The sequence below is a fragment of the Streptomyces sp. f51 genome, from assembly GCF_037940415.1.
Classification (GTDB): domain Bacteria; phylum Actinomycetota; class Actinomycetes; order Streptomycetales; family Streptomycetaceae; genus Streptomyces.
In genome coordinates, this window is the sequence record NZ_CP149798.1 from 4,407,219 (window position 1) to 4,421,276 (window position 14,058).

At 74.4% G+C, this 14,058-nt stretch carries 14 protein-coding genes; 12 read left to right on the top strand and 2 right to left on the bottom strand.

The window, feature by feature from the left end; translation table 11 throughout:
- The gene (gene coaA, locus WJM95_RS19375; protein WP_339130952.1) at positions 1 to 990 is read right to left on the bottom strand and encodes a type I pantothenate kinase; all 990 of its coding nucleotides are present in this window, start codon (positions 988 to 990) and stop codon (positions 1 to 3) included.
- Between the two features lie 168 nt (positions 991 to 1,158).
- On the opposite strand from coaA, the gene glmS reads away from it, so the two are divergent.
- The 8 genes from glmS to WJM95_RS19415 all read left to right on the top strand — a co-directional run bounded on the left by glmS (position 1,159) and on the right by WJM95_RS19415 (position 10,714).
- A complete protein-coding gene (gene glmS / locus WJM95_RS19380) occupies positions 1,159 to 3,006 on the top strand; it encodes a glutamine--fructose-6-phosphate transaminase (isomerizing) (RefSeq protein ID WP_339130953.1) in 1,848 nt (615 codons plus the stop codon).
- A gap of 52 nt (positions 3,007 to 3,058) precedes the next feature.
- The gene (locus tag WJM95_RS19385) at positions 3,059 to 3,430 is read left to right on the top strand and encodes a holo-ACP synthase (protein ID WP_339130954.1); all 372 of its coding nucleotides are present in this window, start codon (positions 3,059 to 3,061) and stop codon (positions 3,428 to 3,430) included.
- A 112-nt stretch (positions 3,431 to 3,542) separates the two neighbouring features.
- Positions 3,543 to 4,979, top strand: a complete 1,437-nt coding sequence (locus tag WJM95_RS19390; protein ID WP_339130955.1) for an NAD(P)H-hydrate dehydratase — start codon at positions 3,543 to 3,545, stop codon at positions 4,977 to 4,979.
- A gap of 909 nt (positions 4,980 to 5,888) precedes the next feature.
- On the top strand, positions 5,889 to 7,010 hold the full coding sequence (locus tag WJM95_RS19395; protein WP_339130956.1) for a L,D-transpeptidase family protein: 1,122 nt from the start codon (positions 5,889 to 5,891) through the stop codon (positions 7,008 to 7,010).
- Between the two features lie 269 nt (positions 7,011 to 7,279).
- On the top strand, positions 7,280 to 8,452 hold the full coding sequence (alr, locus tag WJM95_RS19400; protein WP_339130957.1) for an alanine racemase: 1,173 nt from the start codon (positions 7,280 to 7,282) through the stop codon (positions 8,450 to 8,452).
- A gap of 147 nt (positions 8,453 to 8,599) precedes the next feature.
- On the top strand, positions 8,600 to 9,832 hold the full coding sequence (locus WJM95_RS19405) for an alpha/beta hydrolase (protein ID WP_339130958.1): 1,233 nt from the start codon (positions 8,600 to 8,602) through the stop codon (positions 9,830 to 9,832).
- Complete coding sequence (gene tsaE / locus WJM95_RS19410; RefSeq protein ID WP_339130959.1) at positions 9,798 to 10,331, top strand: tRNA (adenosine(37)-N6)-threonylcarbamoyltransferase complex ATPase subunit type 1 TsaE; 534 nt, start codon at positions 9,798 to 9,800, stop codon at positions 10,329 to 10,331. The genes WJM95_RS19405 and tsaE overlap by 35 nt, the downstream gene beginning before the upstream one ends.
- Positions 10,332 to 10,519: 188 nt before the next feature.
- Complete coding sequence (locus WJM95_RS19415; RefSeq protein ID WP_339130960.1) at positions 10,520 to 10,714, top strand: hypothetical protein; 195 nt, start codon at positions 10,520 to 10,522, stop codon at positions 10,712 to 10,714.
- A 152-nt stretch (positions 10,715 to 10,866) separates the two neighbouring features.
- Here the strand turns inward: WJM95_RS19415 and WJM95_RS19420 are convergent, their stop codons facing one another.
- Positions 10,867 to 11,424 carry a hypothetical protein gene (locus tag WJM95_RS19420; RefSeq protein WP_339130961.1) on the bottom strand — a complete coding sequence of 186 codons (558 nt, stop codon included), beginning with the start codon at positions 11,422 to 11,424 and terminating at the stop codon, positions 10,867 to 10,869.
- Between the two features lie 110 nt (positions 11,425 to 11,534).
- Between WJM95_RS19420 and tsaB the strand changes: the two genes are divergently transcribed.
- From tsaB to WJM95_RS19440, 4 genes are read left to right on the top strand one after another with little or no spacing between them, the layout of a single operon-like run.
- Positions 11,535 to 12,188 carry a tRNA (adenosine(37)-N6)-threonylcarbamoyltransferase complex dimerization subunit type 1 TsaB gene (gene tsaB / locus WJM95_RS19425; protein WP_339130962.1) on the top strand — a complete coding sequence of 218 codons (654 nt, stop codon included), beginning with the start codon at positions 11,535 to 11,537 and terminating at the stop codon, positions 12,186 to 12,188.
- 17 nt (positions 12,189 to 12,205) lie between these two features.
- A complete protein-coding gene (gene rimI / locus WJM95_RS19430; RefSeq protein ID WP_339135673.1) occupies positions 12,206 to 12,679 on the top strand; it encodes a ribosomal protein S18-alanine N-acetyltransferase in 474 nt (157 codons plus the stop codon).
- Positions 12,672 to 13,775 carry a tRNA (adenosine(37)-N6)-threonylcarbamoyltransferase complex transferase subunit TsaD gene (gene tsaD / locus WJM95_RS19435; RefSeq protein ID WP_339130963.1) on the top strand — a complete coding sequence of 368 codons (1,104 nt, stop codon included), beginning with the start codon at positions 12,672 to 12,674 and terminating at the stop codon, positions 13,773 to 13,775. Before rimI ends, tsaD begins: the two co-directional genes overlap by 8 nt.
- Positions 13,772 to 14,023 (top strand): hypothetical protein, encoded by a 252-nt coding sequence (locus WJM95_RS19440; RefSeq protein WP_339130964.1) that lies wholly within the window; start codon positions 13,772 to 13,774, stop codon positions 14,021 to 14,023. Before tsaD ends, WJM95_RS19440 begins: the two co-directional genes overlap by 4 nt.
- Positions 14,024 to 14,058: the final 35 nt, after the last annotated feature.

Here is a 14,058-nt window from a genome sequence, read left to right on the forward strand (position 1 = left end):
CTACAGCTTGCGCAGGCTCAGGCGCTGGACCTTGTGGTCCGGGCCCTTGCGGACGACGAGGGTCGCCCGGCCGCGGGTGGGAGCCACGTTCTCCAGCAGGTTCGGCTTGTTGATGGTGCGCCAGGTCGTACGGGCGTAGTCCAGGGCCTCCTCCTCGGAGACCTGGGTGTACCTGCGGAAGTACGAGTCGGGCTTCTGGAAGGCCGTCGCGCGCAGCTTGCGGAAGCGGTTGAGGTACCAGCGCTCGATGTCCTCGGGACGGGCGTCGACGTACACGCTGAAGTCGAAGTAGTCCGCGAGGCCGACCCGGGTGCGGCCGTCCTTGCCCGGAAGCGCCGGCTGGAGCACGTTCAGGCCCTCGACGATGAGGATGTCGGGGCGGCGGACCGTGAGCCGCTCGCCGGGCACGATGTCGTAGATCAGGTGCGAGTAGACGGGCGCCGTCACCTCGTCCTTGCCCGCCTTGATGTCCGCGACGAACCGGGTCAGGGCCCGGCGGTCGTACGACTCGGGGAAGCCCTTGCGGGACATCAGCCCGCGCGCTTCGAGGTCCTTGGTCGGGAGCAGGAAGCCGTCCGTGGTGACCAGCTCGACCCGCGGGTGCTCGGGCCAGCGGGAGAGCAGGGCCTGGAGCAGTCGCGCCACGGTGGACTTGCCGACGGCCACGGAACCGGCGACGCCTATGACGAAGGGGGTGCCGGACTGGGAGCCCTTCTCGCCGAGGAAGGTGTTCAGCGCGCCTCTGAGCCCGTCCGTGGCGCCGACGTACAGGTTCAGCAGCCGTGACAGCGGCAGATAGATGTCCCGCACCTCGTCGAGGTCGATGACATCGCCCAGACCGCGCAGCTTCTCGACCTCCTCGGCGTTGAGCGGGAGCGGCGTCTTTTCGCGCAGCGCGCTCCACTCGGCACGGGTGAGGTCGACGTAGGGAGTCGCCTCCGGCTTCGACCGGTGGGCGCTCCGCGGCAACGAGGAGACCGGAGAGATCACAGTCCATTGTTACGGGAGTATGGCCGGGATGGAGGGTGGGGTCCGTCACGCCGGGTGACACCTCCCGGATGGCATGAGCTCGTGAGGCCCTCCCGCAGGCGGCCTGAATTTCCGATATCGGGCACGGTGAGCCTGATTCGGGACGCCGTCGGACCGTACGCTGCCGCCATGTGCGGAATCGTGGGATATGTGGGGTCGCAGCCGGCGCTCGACGTGGTGATGGCCGGACTGAAGAGGCTCGAGTACCGGGGATACGACTCGGCGGGTGTCGCCGTTCTCGCGGACGGGGGACTCGCCGTCGCGAAGAAGGCCGGGAAACTGGTCAACCTGGAGAAGGAACTGGGCGGCAGACCGCTGCCGTCCGGAACGACGGGCATCGGGCACACCCGCTGGGCCACCCACGGGGGTCCCACGGACGCCAACGCCCACCCCCATCTCGACAACGCGGGCCGGGTCGCCGTCGTCCACAACGGCATCATCGAGAACTTCGCCCTGCTCCGCGCCGAACTGGCCGAGCGGGGGCACGACCTAGCCTCCGAGACGGACACCGAGGTGGTCGCCCATCTGCTCGCCGAGGAGTACTCCTCCTGCGCCGACCTGGCGGAGGCGATGCGGCTGGTGTGCCGGCGTCTTGAGGGCGCGTTCACGCTGGTCGCGGTGGACGCCGACGAGCCGGACGTGGTCGTCGGCGCCCGCCGGAACTCGCCTCTGGTGGTCGGGGTCGGCGAGGGCGAGGCCTTTCTCGCCTCCGACGTCGCCGCGTTCATCGCCCACACCCGGTCGGCGATCGAGCTGGGCCAGGACCAGGTGGTCGAACTGCGCCGCGACGGAGTGACCGTCACCGGGTTCGACGGCAGCCCCGCCGACGTCCGCTCGTACCACGTCGACTGGGACGCGTCGGCGGCGGAGAAGGGCGGCTACGACTACTTCATGCTCAAGGAGATCGCCGAGCAGCCCAAGGCGGTCGCCGACACCCTGCTCGGACGGATCGACGCGGCCGGTTCGCTGACGCTCGACGAGGTGCGCATCCCGGTGCGGGCGCTGCGCGAGGCCGACAAGGTCGTCATCGTCGCCTGCGGCACCGCCTTCCACGCCGGGCTGATCGCCAAGTACGCCATCGAGCACTGGACCCGCATCCCGTGCGAGGTCGAGCTGGCCAGCGAGTTCCGCTACCGGGACCCGATCCTGGACCGGCAGACGCTCGTCATCGCCATCTCGCAGTCCGGCGAGACCATGGACACGCTGATGGCCCTGCGGCACGCCCGCGAGCAGGGCGCGAGGGTGCTGGCGATCTGCAACACCAACGGCTCGACGATCCCGCGCGAGTCCGACGCGGTGCTGTACACCCACGCGGGACCCGAGGTCGCCGTCGCCTCCACCAAGGCGTTCCTCACCCAGCTGGTGGCCTGCTATCTGGTGGCCCTGTACCTGGGACAGGTGCGCGGCACCAAGTGGGGCGACGAGATCCAGGCCGTCATCCGGGAGCTGTCACGCATCTCCCGCGAGGTCGAGCGGGTCCTGGAGACCATGGAGCCCGTACGGGAACTCGCCCGCTCCCTCGCGGACAAGGACACCGTGCTGTTCCTCGGCCGGCACGTGGGCTATCCGGTCGCGCTGGAAGGCGCGCTGAAGCTCAAGGAGCTGGCGTACATGCACGCCGAGGGCTTCGCGGCCGGGGAGCTCAAGCACGGGCCGATCGCGCTGATCGAGGAGGACATGCCGGTCGTGGTCGTGGCCCCGTCGCCGCGCGGGCGCTCGGTGCTGCACGACAAGATCGTCTCCAACATCCAGGAGATCCGGGCCAGGGGCGCCCGCACCATCGTCATCGCGGAGGAGGGCGACGAGGCGGTCGTCCCGTACGCCGACCACCTCATCCGCATCCCGGCCACGCCGACGCTGCTCCAGCCGCTGGTGTCGACCGTGCCGCTCCAGGTGTTCGCCTGCGAGCTGGCGACGGCCCGGGGCAACGAGGTGGACCAGCCGCGCAACCTGGCGAAGTCCGTGACGGTGGAGTGAGCCGCACGGCCGCGTGGGACCCCGTGACGGCCCCGCCCTCTAGGGTTTCGGCATGAGCATCATCGGGGTCGGTATCGACGTGGCCGAGATCGACCGGTTCCGGGCGTCGCTGGAGCGGACGCCCGGACTGGCCGAACGCCTTTTCGTGGAGAGCGAGTTGCTGCTGCCCAGCGGAGAACGGCGGGGCATCGCCTCGCTCGCCGCCCGCTTCGCGGCGAAGGAGGCGCTCGCCAAGGCGCTGGGCGCCCCGGCCGGGCTGTACTGGACGGACGCCGAGGTCTACGTGGAGGACAGCGGCCGGCCGCGGCTGCGTGTGAAGGGCACGGTCGCGGCCCGCGCGGCCGAACTGGGCGTGTCCTCCTGGCACGTGTCGCTCAGTCACGACGCCGGGGTGGCCTCGGCCGTGGTCGTGGCGGAGGGGTGACCGGGGCCGTGCCCCCGGGGCCGGTCGGTACGGAGCCGCGCGGGCCCGCGTGACACGGGTTCCCGGTGCGGGGAGCGGGCACGGGGCGGGCCGGTGCGGGAGACTCGGCCCCATGCGTACTGCGTACAGCGTGGAGACCGTGAGAGCCGCCGAACGGGAGCTGATGGCACGGCTCCCCGAGGGGGCGTTGATGCAGCGGGCGGCCGCCGGACTGGCCGCCGCCTGCGCGGACCTGCTGGGCCGGGTTTACGGCCGCCGGGTGGTCCTGCTGGTGGGCAGCGGGGACAACGGCGGCGACGCCCTCTACGCCGGGGCGCGCCTCGCCCGGCGCGGGGCCGGCGTCACCGCCGTGCTGCTCGCCCCCGAGCGGACCCACCCGGGGGGACTGGCGGCGCTGCTGCGTGCCGGGGGCACCACGGCCGCGCCCGCCGCGGCCGAACCCCTGCTGCGGCGCGCCGACCTCGTGGTCGACGGCATCGTGGGGATCGGCGGCAAGGGCGGCCTGCGGCCCGAGGCGGCACGGCTCGCCGGCCTCGCGGACGCCTCCCGCGCGGCCGTCGTCGCCGTCGACCTCCCGAGCGGGGTCGAGGCCGACACCGGAGAGGTGCTCGGCCCGGCCGTCCGCGCCGACCTCACCGTCACCTTCGGCACCCACAAGCCGGGGCTGCTCGTCGATCCGGCGCGCGGGTACGCCGGTTCCGTACGGCTCGTGGACATCGGGCTCGACCTGCCGGACCCGGCCGATCTGGAGGCACTCCAGCACGGCGATGTCGCGGCCCGGCTGCCCTCGCCCGGCGCGGAGAGCGACAAGTACCGGCGCGGTGTCGTCGGGATCGCCGCCGGGTCCGCCCGCTATCCGGGGGCGGCCGTGCTCGCCGTGGCCGGGGCGCTGCGCGGCGGGGCGGGCGCGGTGCGGTACGTCGGACCGGCCGCGGACGCCGTGATCGCGCGCTTCCCGGAGACGCTGGTGTCCGGCACAGGGCCGGCGAAAGCGGGCCGGGTGCAGGCCTGGGTGGTGGGCCCCGGGGCCGGGGACGACGCCTCGGCGGTCGCCGAGGTGCTGGACGCGGACGTGCCGGTGCTGGTGGACGCGGACGGGCTGCGGCTCGCCGACCGGGGGGCCGTACGGGCCCGTAGCGCGCCCACGCTGCTGACCCCGCACGCCGGGGAGGCCGCCGCGCTGCTCGGGGTCGCCCGGGAGGCGGTCGAGGAGGCCCGGCTGGCGGCCGTTCGGGAGCTGGCCGGGCTGTACGGCGCGACGGTCCTCCTCAAGGGCGCGACGACACTGGTCGCGGGGCCCGCCGGCGGCGCGGTGCGGGTGAACGCCACCGGCACGGCGTGGCTGGCCACCGCGGGGAGCGGGGACGTGCTGTCGGGCCTGGCGGGCTCGCTGCTCGCGTCGGGACTCTCCGCGCTCGACGCGGGAAGCGTGGCCGCGTACCTCCACGGCCTGGCCGGCCGCTTCGCCGCGAACGGCGCCCCCGCGGGAGCCCACGACGTGGCCGAGGCGATCCCGGAGGCCTGGCGCGACACCCTCGACCGCCCCTGACGGTCCCACCAGGGCATCGCCGCCCCTGACCCGCCAGGCGCGCCCCTGACCCACCAGGCGCGGCCCGCCCGGCCCGCCCGGCTCGGTCTGGTGCAGCCTCGCGGCGCGGTCCGGCTCGGCTTGCCCGGCCCAGGGTGGCGCGGCTCGCCCGGCCCGGCGCGGCCTGCCCAGCGCGGCGCGGCTCGCTCGGCTCGGTCTGGTGCAGCCTCGCGGCGCGGTTCGGCTCGGCTTGTCCGGCCCAGCTTGGCGCGGCTCGCCAGGCTCGCCAGGCCCGCGCGGCTCGGCCCGGCCCGCGCGGCTCGGCCCGGCCCGCGCGGCTCGGCCCGGCCCGCCCGGCTCGGGCCGGCCCGCCCGGCCCGGCGCGGCTCGCTCGGCTCGGTCTGGTGCAGCCCCGCGGCTCGCCCGGCCCGGCGCGGCCTGCCCAGCGTGGCGCGGCCTGCCCGGCTCGGTCTGGTGCAGCCTCGCGGCGCGGTCCGGCTCGGCTTGCCCGGCCCGGCCCGGCCCGGCGTGGCGCGGCTCGCCTGGCCCGCCCGGCGCGGCTCGCCTGGCCCGCCCGGCCCGGCCCGGCCCGCCTGGCCCGCCCGGCTCGCTCGGCTCGGTCTGGTGCAGCCTCGCGGCGCGGTCCGGCTCGGCTTGTCCGGCCCAGCGTGGCGCGGCCCGCCCGGCCCGCCCGGCCCAGCGTGGCGCGGCCCGCCCGGCCCAGCGTGGCGCGGCTCGCCCGGCCCAGCGTGGCGTGGCTCGACCTGCCGGTGTGGCTCGGTGCGGCTGGCTTGGTTCGGGGTGTTCGCACAGGTCGGGTCCGTTCGGTCGGCCCGGGGTGCAGGTGCCGGGGGCGTTGCCGCGATCGGGGGACCCGTTGCGTGTGGCGTGGCCCGGGGGCGGGTGATGTTGCGTATGTCTGTTCGCGTGATGAGCAGACGAAGGGCTTGCCGGGGGATCGCGGTGCTGCTGGCGGCGGTGGCGGCCGTGCCCGTCGGGACGGTGGCGGCCGCGTCCGCTCCGCTGCCGCCCCCCTCCGGGCATGCCGGTGAACGATGGCCCCGCGCGGACGGGGGATCGCATCGGTCCTGGCCGGGGGACACCCCGGGCGACCGGATACTGCCGACGGCCAACGGCGGCCCCGCCGCGGGGCGGACCCCGCGGGGCACGTTCGCACGGGGCGGGTTCACGCCGACGACGTCCGCGCTGGCCGGGTCGGGTGGACCGGCTCCCGGTGCCGGGTCGCGCGGGGGCGGAGCGGACGGCGGCGCGTCGGGCATGCCCGCGTGGGTCATGTCCCCGGCCCACGGGTCCTGGCCGACCGGGTCCGGGCGCGACTCCGGTCCGGTCGGCCCGCGGTCGGACGGGTCCGTACCCGTCCGCTTCGGGCAGGCCGGATCCCCGTCGGGCCGGTCGGCTCCCGCCGGTGCCGGGTCGGACCGCTCCGGCCCGGGTCGTGGCGCGAGGGACTGCGGAGGGCACGGCGGGCCGTATCAGCGGCGGGTCGAGCGGTGGCTGAGGCTGAGGGAGGACGGGAAGCAGTCGGCGGCCGACTGCCGGGCCGTCCGCGCCTTCCAGAAGAGGCACGGTGTCGAGCCCGCCGACGGGACCCCCGGAGCGGCGACCTGGGCCCGGACGCGGGCGCTGTCGGCCGACGCCGGCGCCCGGACCCTCCCCGGCTGCCCGGTCCGCTCGTACCGGGTCGCCTGCGTCGATCTCACGCACCAGCGCACCTGGGTGCAGCAGCGGGGCCGGATCCTGTTCGGCCCGGTGCCGATGCGCAGCGGCGGGGTCCGGCACCCCACCCGTACGGGCTGGTTCAGGATCTACTGGCGGCACCGGTACCACTGGTCGACCCTGTACAACAGCCCCATGCCGTACGCCCAGTTCTTCAGCGGCGGGCAGGCCTTCCACGCCGTCCGCGGCAGCATCCGCACGCGCGGCGGCTCGATGGGCTGCGTGAACCTGCGGCTCGCCGACGCCCGCGGGCTCTGGAAGGTGCTCAGGAAGGGCGACCACGTCTACGTGTGGGGCCGAAGGCACCACGGCTAGGGGACAGGGACAGGACGGGGGCAGGGGCCGGCGGCCGGCGGCGAGGTCCAGGCAGGGACCGCGCACAACCGTCCGGCCCCGGACGGGTCCGCCTCGGACCGGTCCGGGGCCGGTCGTCCGGGGCCGGTCCACACCCACGGCCCAACCCCCGGCCCGGACCCCGGACCGGGACACCCCGGGATCGGCCCCCCCCCCGGGGGCGGCGTCGTGACGTGGAGCGGGGACCGGTGCCGGAAGGCCGCCGTGCGCCTCTGAGAGACTGGGGCGCGATGACAGAGACAGCACACCCGCGGACCGCGCCCCTGCGCGCCCGCGCCGAGATCGATCTGGCCGCCCTGCGAGCCAACGTGAGGACCCTGCGTGCCCACGCGCCGACCGCGGCCCTGATGGCCGTGGTCAAGTCCGACGCGTACGGCCACGGCGCGGTCCCGTGCGCCCGCGCAGCGCGCGAGGCGGGCGCCACCTGGCTCGGCACGGCCACCCCGGAGGAGGCGCTCGCCCTGCGGGCCGCCGGCCTGCCGGGCCGGGTCATGTGCTGGCTCTGGACGCCGGGCGGCCCCTGGGCCGAGGCCATCGAGGCAGACATCGACGTCTCGGTCAGCGGGATGTGGGCGCTCAGGGAGGCCGTGGCGGCCGCCGAGGCCGTCGGGACGCGGGCCAGGGTGCAGCTCAAGGCCGACACCGGCCTCGGGCGGGCCGGCTGCCAGCCCGCCGACTGGCCCGAACTCGTCGCCGGGGCCCTGGCCGCGCAGGCCCGCGGGCTGATCACCGTCACCGGTCTCTGGTCCCACTTCGCCTGCGCCGACGAACCGGGCCACCCCTCGATCCAGGCCCAGCTCGCGCTCTTCCGCGAGATGGTGTCGTACGCCGAGGAGCAGGGCGTCCGCCCCGAGGTGCGGCACATCGCCAACTCGCCCGCGACCCTGACCCTCCCCGAGAGCCACTTCGATCTCGTACGGACCGGGATCGCGGTCTACGGGATCTCGCCGAGCCCCGAGCTCGGCACCCCCGCCGACTTCGGACTGCGCCCGGTGATGACCCTGAGCGCCTCGCTCGCGCTGGTCAAGCACGTACCGGCCGGCCACGGCGTGAGCTACGGCCACCACTACGTCACGCCGGGCGAGACCACCCTCGGCCTCGTCCCCGTCGGCTACGCGGACGGCGTCCCGCGGCACGCCTCGGGCACGGGCCCCGTCCTGGTCGGCGGCAAGTGGCGTACCGTCGCGGGCCGCGTCGCCATGGACCAGTTCGTCGTCGACCTCGGCGGCGACGAGCCGGAGCCGGGGGCCCGCGCGGTCCTCTTCGGGCCGGGCGACGGCGGCGAGCCCACCGCCGAGGACTGGGCGCGCGCGGCGGGCACGATCGCGTACGAGATCGTGACACGCATCGGAACCCGCGTTCCGCGCGTCTACGTGAAAGTGAAAGAGGAACAAGGCGGGTAACACCCCTTAGCCGAACAGGCGCGCGGGACCCGGCGGGTGAACGGCGCCGGGCGGCACCCGGCGGGCGGAAGCCGCGCCGACGCGCGTACAGCCAGAGCCGACAGCCCACAGCGGACAGCCGAGAGCCGGAGCGAAGAGGAGCGGGACGTGAGCGAGACCAGCGCGGAGGTCGTCGTGAGCGCGGCCTCGGCCGCCGCCTCCGCCGGCAACTGGCGCAAGGCCGGTGTCGCCGGAGCGGCGATAGGCGTGGTCGCGGCGGGCGCCGCGGCGGGGGTCGCGATCGAGCGGCTCACGGTCGGGCGGGGGATGCGCAAGAAGGCGCGGCTCGCCCTCGACTCGACCGGCCCGTACGGCACGCTGCGCGGGACGCCCGGCAAGGCGTACGCGGACGACGGCACCGAGCTGTACTACGAGGTCGACGAGGCCGAGCCGGAGTCCTCGCTCGCCCCGCGCAGGCGCCGGCTCTTCGGCCGCAAGGCGCCCGCCCCCGTGACCGTCGTCTTCAGCCACGGCTACTGCCTCAACCAGGACTCCTGGCACTTCCAGCGCGCGGCCCTGCGTGGTGTCGTGCGCACCGTGCACTGGGACCAGCGCAGCCACGGACGGTCCGGACGGGGTGTGGCCCAGCTGGAGGACCGCAAGCCGGTCACCATCGACCAGCTCGGCCGCGACCTGCTCGCCGTCATAGAAGCGGCGGTGCCCGAGGGCCCGATCGTGCTCGTCGGGCACTCGATGGGCGGCATGACCGTCATGGCGCTCGCCGACCAGTTCCCCGAGCTGATCCGCGACCGGGTCGTCGGTGTCGCCCTGGTCGGCACGTCGTCGGGGCGGCTCGGCGAGGTCAACTTCGGCCTGCCGGTCGCGGGCGTCGCCGCCGTGCGGCGCGTGCTCCCGGGCGTGCTGAAGGCGCTGGGGCAGCAGGCGGCCCTGGTGGAGCGGGGCCGGCGGGCCACGGCGGATCTGTTCGCCGGGGTCATCAAGCGGTACTCGTTCGCGAGCCGGGACGTCGATCCGGCCGTCGAGCGGTTCGCCGAACGGATGATCGAGGGCACGCCGATCGACGTGGTCGCCGAGTTCTACCCGGCGTTCACCGAGCACGACAAGACCGCGGCCCTGGCCCGTTTCGCCGAGATGCCCGTCCTCGTCCTCGCCGGGGTCAAGGACCTGGTGACGCCGAGCGAGCACAGCGAGGCCATCGCGGACCTGCTGCCGGAGGCCGAGCTGGTCCTCGTCCCGGACGCGGGGCACCTGGTCATGCTGGAGCATCCCGAGGTCGTCATAGACCGCCTCGCCGACCTCCTCGTGCGCGCCGGGGCCGTGCCGGCAGGGGCTACCGTGGGCCCTTATGGAAGCACCAGCAGCAGCGCACAACCCGGCTGAGCCCGCCCAGGACGGCGTCGGCGCGCAGATCACCGTCAACTCTCCCGAGCAGATGCAGGAGTTGGGCCGCAGACTGGCCAAGCTGCTGCGCGCGGGCGATCTCGTGATGCTGAACGGCGAGCTCGGCGCGGGCAAGACAACGCTGACCCGCGGACTCGGCGAGGGACTCGGCGTGCGCGGAGCCGTCACCTCGCCGACCTTCGTCATCGCCCGCGTGCACCCCTCCCTCGGCGACGGACCGCCGCTCGTGCACGTGGACGCGTACCGCCTCGGCGGCGGGCTCGACGAGATGGAGGACCTCGATCTCGACGTCTCGCTCTCCGACTCCGTGATCGTCGTGGAGTGGGGCGAGGGCAAGGTCGAGGAGCTGACCGACGACCGGCTGCACGTGGTCATCCACCGGGCCGTCGGCGACACCACCGACGAGGTGCGGCACGTGAGCGTCAGGGGCCTCGGGCGGCGCTGGGCCGCCGCCGATCTGACCGTGCTCGCGGCCTGAACGGGGCGGGCGTCCCACGTCACCGCCTCCTGAGCGGGGCGGTGTCCCTCGCTCGTACATTCGGCCAACGTTTCCGACAGGTCGTCGGCAAAATATTGCGTTCCGTGTCCCGGCCGTGGTCACATGGACATCAGTACGTAGTTAGGTCTACCTAACCACGCTTGCCCCCGAAACCCGAGGAGGCGTCCATGTCGGCAGCAGAGTCGGCCGAAGTGCCGGCTTCAGAACGTGACGTGCCGGCCGCGCCGCGCGCGACGGCCGGGGTGCCGATGCGGGATCTGCTGGCGGCGTGCGCGATGGCGGAGGCGGTGTCGAGGCCGCCCGCCCCGCCTCTGGGCGAACCGGCCGCCGCCGAGCACCGGCACCCCCGCAGGGCCGCCTGAGGCCACGGCGGGGCCGGGGCATCGGTTGCCGGGACCGCGACGGGATCAGGACCGCGACGGGATCAGGGCCGGCGGAGTCAGGGCCCCGGCGGAGTCAGGACAGCGGCGGAGTCAGGACAGCGTCTGTCGGCGGCTCGGCGGGAGGCCGGCGGTCACTTGACGACGACGACCTTCGCGCCCACGGTGGCGAACGCCCACATCGCGTTGCCGTCGCCGCGCGAGGTGCGGATGCCGCCGAGCTTCTTCCCCGGGTCCGGGGCCTCCGTGGTGCCGTCCACCGCGGCGCTGAAGCCGACGGCGATGCTGCTGACCTGCGTGAACCGTACGACGTGCTCGACTTGTGTTCCGTCGGACCCGGGGGTCAGGCCCGTCCGCGAGGTGACGGCGTACGTGCCGGCGGCCGGGTCGACCGTGCCCGGGGTGACCTTGAAGGTGCGCTTCACCTTGTCGCCCGCGCCCACGAGCCACACCCGGTCGGCGCCGAGCGAGTAGACGACCCGGGTCCCGGTGCCGGACGGGGCAGGCAGAGCGTTCGGGTCCTTCTTGGCCGTCTTGGGAGCCTTCGGGGCCGAGGTCCTGACCGAAACGGTTCCGCTCGGCTTGCCCAGGCTGTCCGGAACGTTCGCGTGTGCCTGGAAGGCGAGGAAGCCGACTGCGGCGAGCGCCGCCACGGTGAGCCCGGCCACGATTCCCGAGCTGCTCCTAGCCACCTTGTGTGCCCACCTCTCGACCTTCGTACGTCCTTGCGCTGACGGTAGCAGCCGAGGGACGAGAGTCCCGGGCGGCCTTGCTCCGGGCTCCGGCGCCGTACGCTGTTTGCGTGCTCTTGCTCGCTCTGGATACCGCCACCCCCGCCGTGACCGTCGCCCTGCACGACGGCACGTCCGTCATCGCCTCGTCGAGCCAGGTGGACGCGCGCCGGCACGGAGAGCTTCTGCTGCCGGCAGTCGACCGGGTGCTCACCGACGCAGGCCTCAGGCTGGACGCCGTCACCGGCGTCGTCGTGGGCGTCGGCCCCGGCCCCTACACGGGGCTGCGCGTCGGCCTCATGACCGCCGACACGTTCGGGGTCGCGCTCGGCGTGCCCGTGCACGGCGTCTGCACCCTCGACGGGCTCGCCTACGCGGCCGACGTGGAGGGACCGTTCGTCGTCGCCACCGACGCCCGCCGCAAGGAGGTCTACTGGGCGCGCTACGCCGACCGCACGACGCGGCTGTCGGAGCCCGCCGTGGACCGTCCCGCCGAGATCGACGAGGCCGTCGCCGCGCTGCCCGCCGTCGGCGCGGGCGCCCTCCTCTACCCCGACACGTTCAAGGACGCCCGCGCGCCCGAGAACGTCTCGGCCGCGGCCCTCGCCTCGCTCGCCGCCGAGAGGCTGGCCGCGGGCGAGGAACTGGAGCCGCCCAGGCCGCTGTACCTGCGCCGCCCGGACGCCCAGGTGCCCAAGAACTACAAGGTGGTCACCCCCAAGTGACCGTCGTGCTGCGCGAGATGCGCTGGTGGGACATCGATCCCGTCCTGGAGCTGGAGAAGGAACTGTTCCCCGTGGACGCCTGGTCCCGGGGCATGTTCTGGTCCGAACTGGCCCATGCCCGCGGCCCGGAGGCGACCCGGCGCTATCTGGTCGCCTGCGACGGCGGCCGGATCGTCGGCTACGCCGGGCTCGCCGCCTCGGGGGACCTGGGCGACGTGCAGACGATCGCGGTGCGCCAGGACCAGTGGGGCACCGGCCTCGGCGGCCGGCTGCTGACCGAACTGCTGCGGGCGGCCAGCGACTTCGACTGCGCCGAGGTGATGCTCGAGTGCCGCGTGGACAACGTCCGCGCCCAGAAGCTGTACGAGCGCTTCGGCTTCGAGCCCATCGGCTTCCGGCGCGGCTACTACCAGCCGGGGAACATCGACGCCCTGGTGATGCGGCTGCACGACCCATCGACCTCCGTACAAGGAACAGAGACCCATGGCTGACGAACCCCTCGTCCTCGGCATCGAGACCTCCTGCGACGAGACCGGCGTCGGCATCGTCCGCGGCCACACCCTGCTCGCCGACGCCATCGCGTCGAGCGTCGACGAGCACGCGCGCTTCGGCGGGGTCGTTCCCGAGGTCGCGTCCCGGGCGCACCTGGAGGCGATGGTCCCGACCATCGAACGCGCGCTGAAGGAGGCGGGGGTGTCGGCCAGGGACCTGGACGGCATCGCGGTCACCGCGGGACCCGGACTCGCCGGGGCGCTGCTCGTCGGCGTCTCGGCCGCGAAGGCGTACGCCTACGCGCTGGGCAAGCCGCTGTACGGCGTCAACCACCTCGCCTCCCACATCTGCGTGGACCAGCTGGAGCACGGCGCGCTGCCGGAGCCGACGATGGCCCTGCTGGTGTCAGGCGGCCACTCCTCGCTGCTGCTGTCCACCGACATCACCTCCGACGTACGGCCGATGGGCGCGACCATCGACGACGCGGCGGGCGAGGCCTTCGACAAGATCGCCCGGGTGCTGAACCTCGGCTTCCCCGGCGGCCCGGTCATCGACCGGTACGCCAAGGAGGGCGACCCGAACGCCATCACGTTCCCGCGCGGTCTCACCGGTCCGCGCGATCCCGCGTACGACTTCTCCTTCTCCGGTCTGAAGACCGCCGTGGCCCGCTGGATCGAGGCGAAGCGGGCGGCGGGGGAGGAGGTGCCGGTGCGCGACGTGGCCGCGTCCTTCCAGGAGGCCGTGGTGGACGTGCTCACCCGCAAGGCCGTCCGCGCGTGCAAGGACGAGGGCGTCGACCACCTGATGATCGGCGGCGGCGTGGCCGCGAACTCACGGCTGCGCGTGCTGGCCCAGGAGCGCTGCGAGGCCGCCGGGATCCGGCTGCGGGTGCCGCGCCCCAAGCTGTGCACGGACAACGGCGCGATGGTCGCCGCGCTGGGCGCCGAGATGGTCGCCCGCAACCGGGCCGCCTCCGACTGGGACCTGTCGGCGGACTCCTCTCTGCCGGTGACGGACCCGCACGTGCCGGGGCGCGGGCACACGCACACGCACGATCACGTGCACGAGGTCGCGAAGGAGAACCTGTACCCGTGACCGTCGCCGTGATGTGGGAGGCCCGGGCCGCCGCCGGCCGGGGCGAGGACCTGCTCGCCTGGGTGCGGGGGCACAAGATCCCCGGGAGCCCGGTGCGCCAGGAGATCCTCCGGGCCCCGCAGGACCGGGTCCTCGTCATCACCTGGTGGGACGCGGAGTACCACGCCGAGCTTCCCGAACTGCCGGACCCCGACGACGAGTTGGTCTCCCGGGCGGTCCACAGGTGGCGATTCGAGTCGGTGGGCTGACGGCACGGGTCCGGCCGGTGTCCCCCGTCGGCACG

Coding starts and splice junctions, on each gene's coding strand:
- rimI (WP_339135673.1), top strand. CDS start 12,206: ATGCGCTGGTGGGACATCGATCCCGTCCTGGAGCTGGAGAAGGAACTG.
- alr (WP_339130957.1), top strand. CDS start 7,280: ATGACAGAGACAGCACACCCGCGGACCGCGCCCCTGCGCGCCCGCGCC.
- WJM95_RS19390 (WP_339130955.1), top strand. CDS start 3,543: ATGCGTACTGCGTACAGCGTGGAGACCGTGAGAGCCGCCGAACGGGAG.
- WJM95_RS19395 (WP_339130956.1), top strand. CDS start 5,889: ATGAGCAGACGAAGGGCTTGCCGGGGGATCGCGGTGCTGCTGGCGGCG.
- glmS (WP_339130953.1), top strand. CDS start 1,159: ATGTGCGGAATCGTGGGATATGTGGGGTCGCAGCCGGCGCTCGACGTG.
- WJM95_RS19415 (WP_339130960.1), top strand. CDS start 10,520: ATGTCGGCAGCAGAGTCGGCCGAAGTGCCGGCTTCAGAACGTGACGTG.
- tsaE (WP_339130959.1), top strand. CDS start 9,798: ATGGAAGCACCAGCAGCAGCGCACAACCCGGCTGAGCCCGCCCAGGAC.
- WJM95_RS19385 (WP_339130954.1), top strand. CDS start 3,059: ATGAGCATCATCGGGGTCGGTATCGACGTGGCCGAGATCGACCGGTTC.
- tsaD (WP_339130963.1), top strand. CDS start 12,672: ATGGCTGACGAACCCCTCGTCCTCGGCATCGAGACCTCCTGCGACGAG.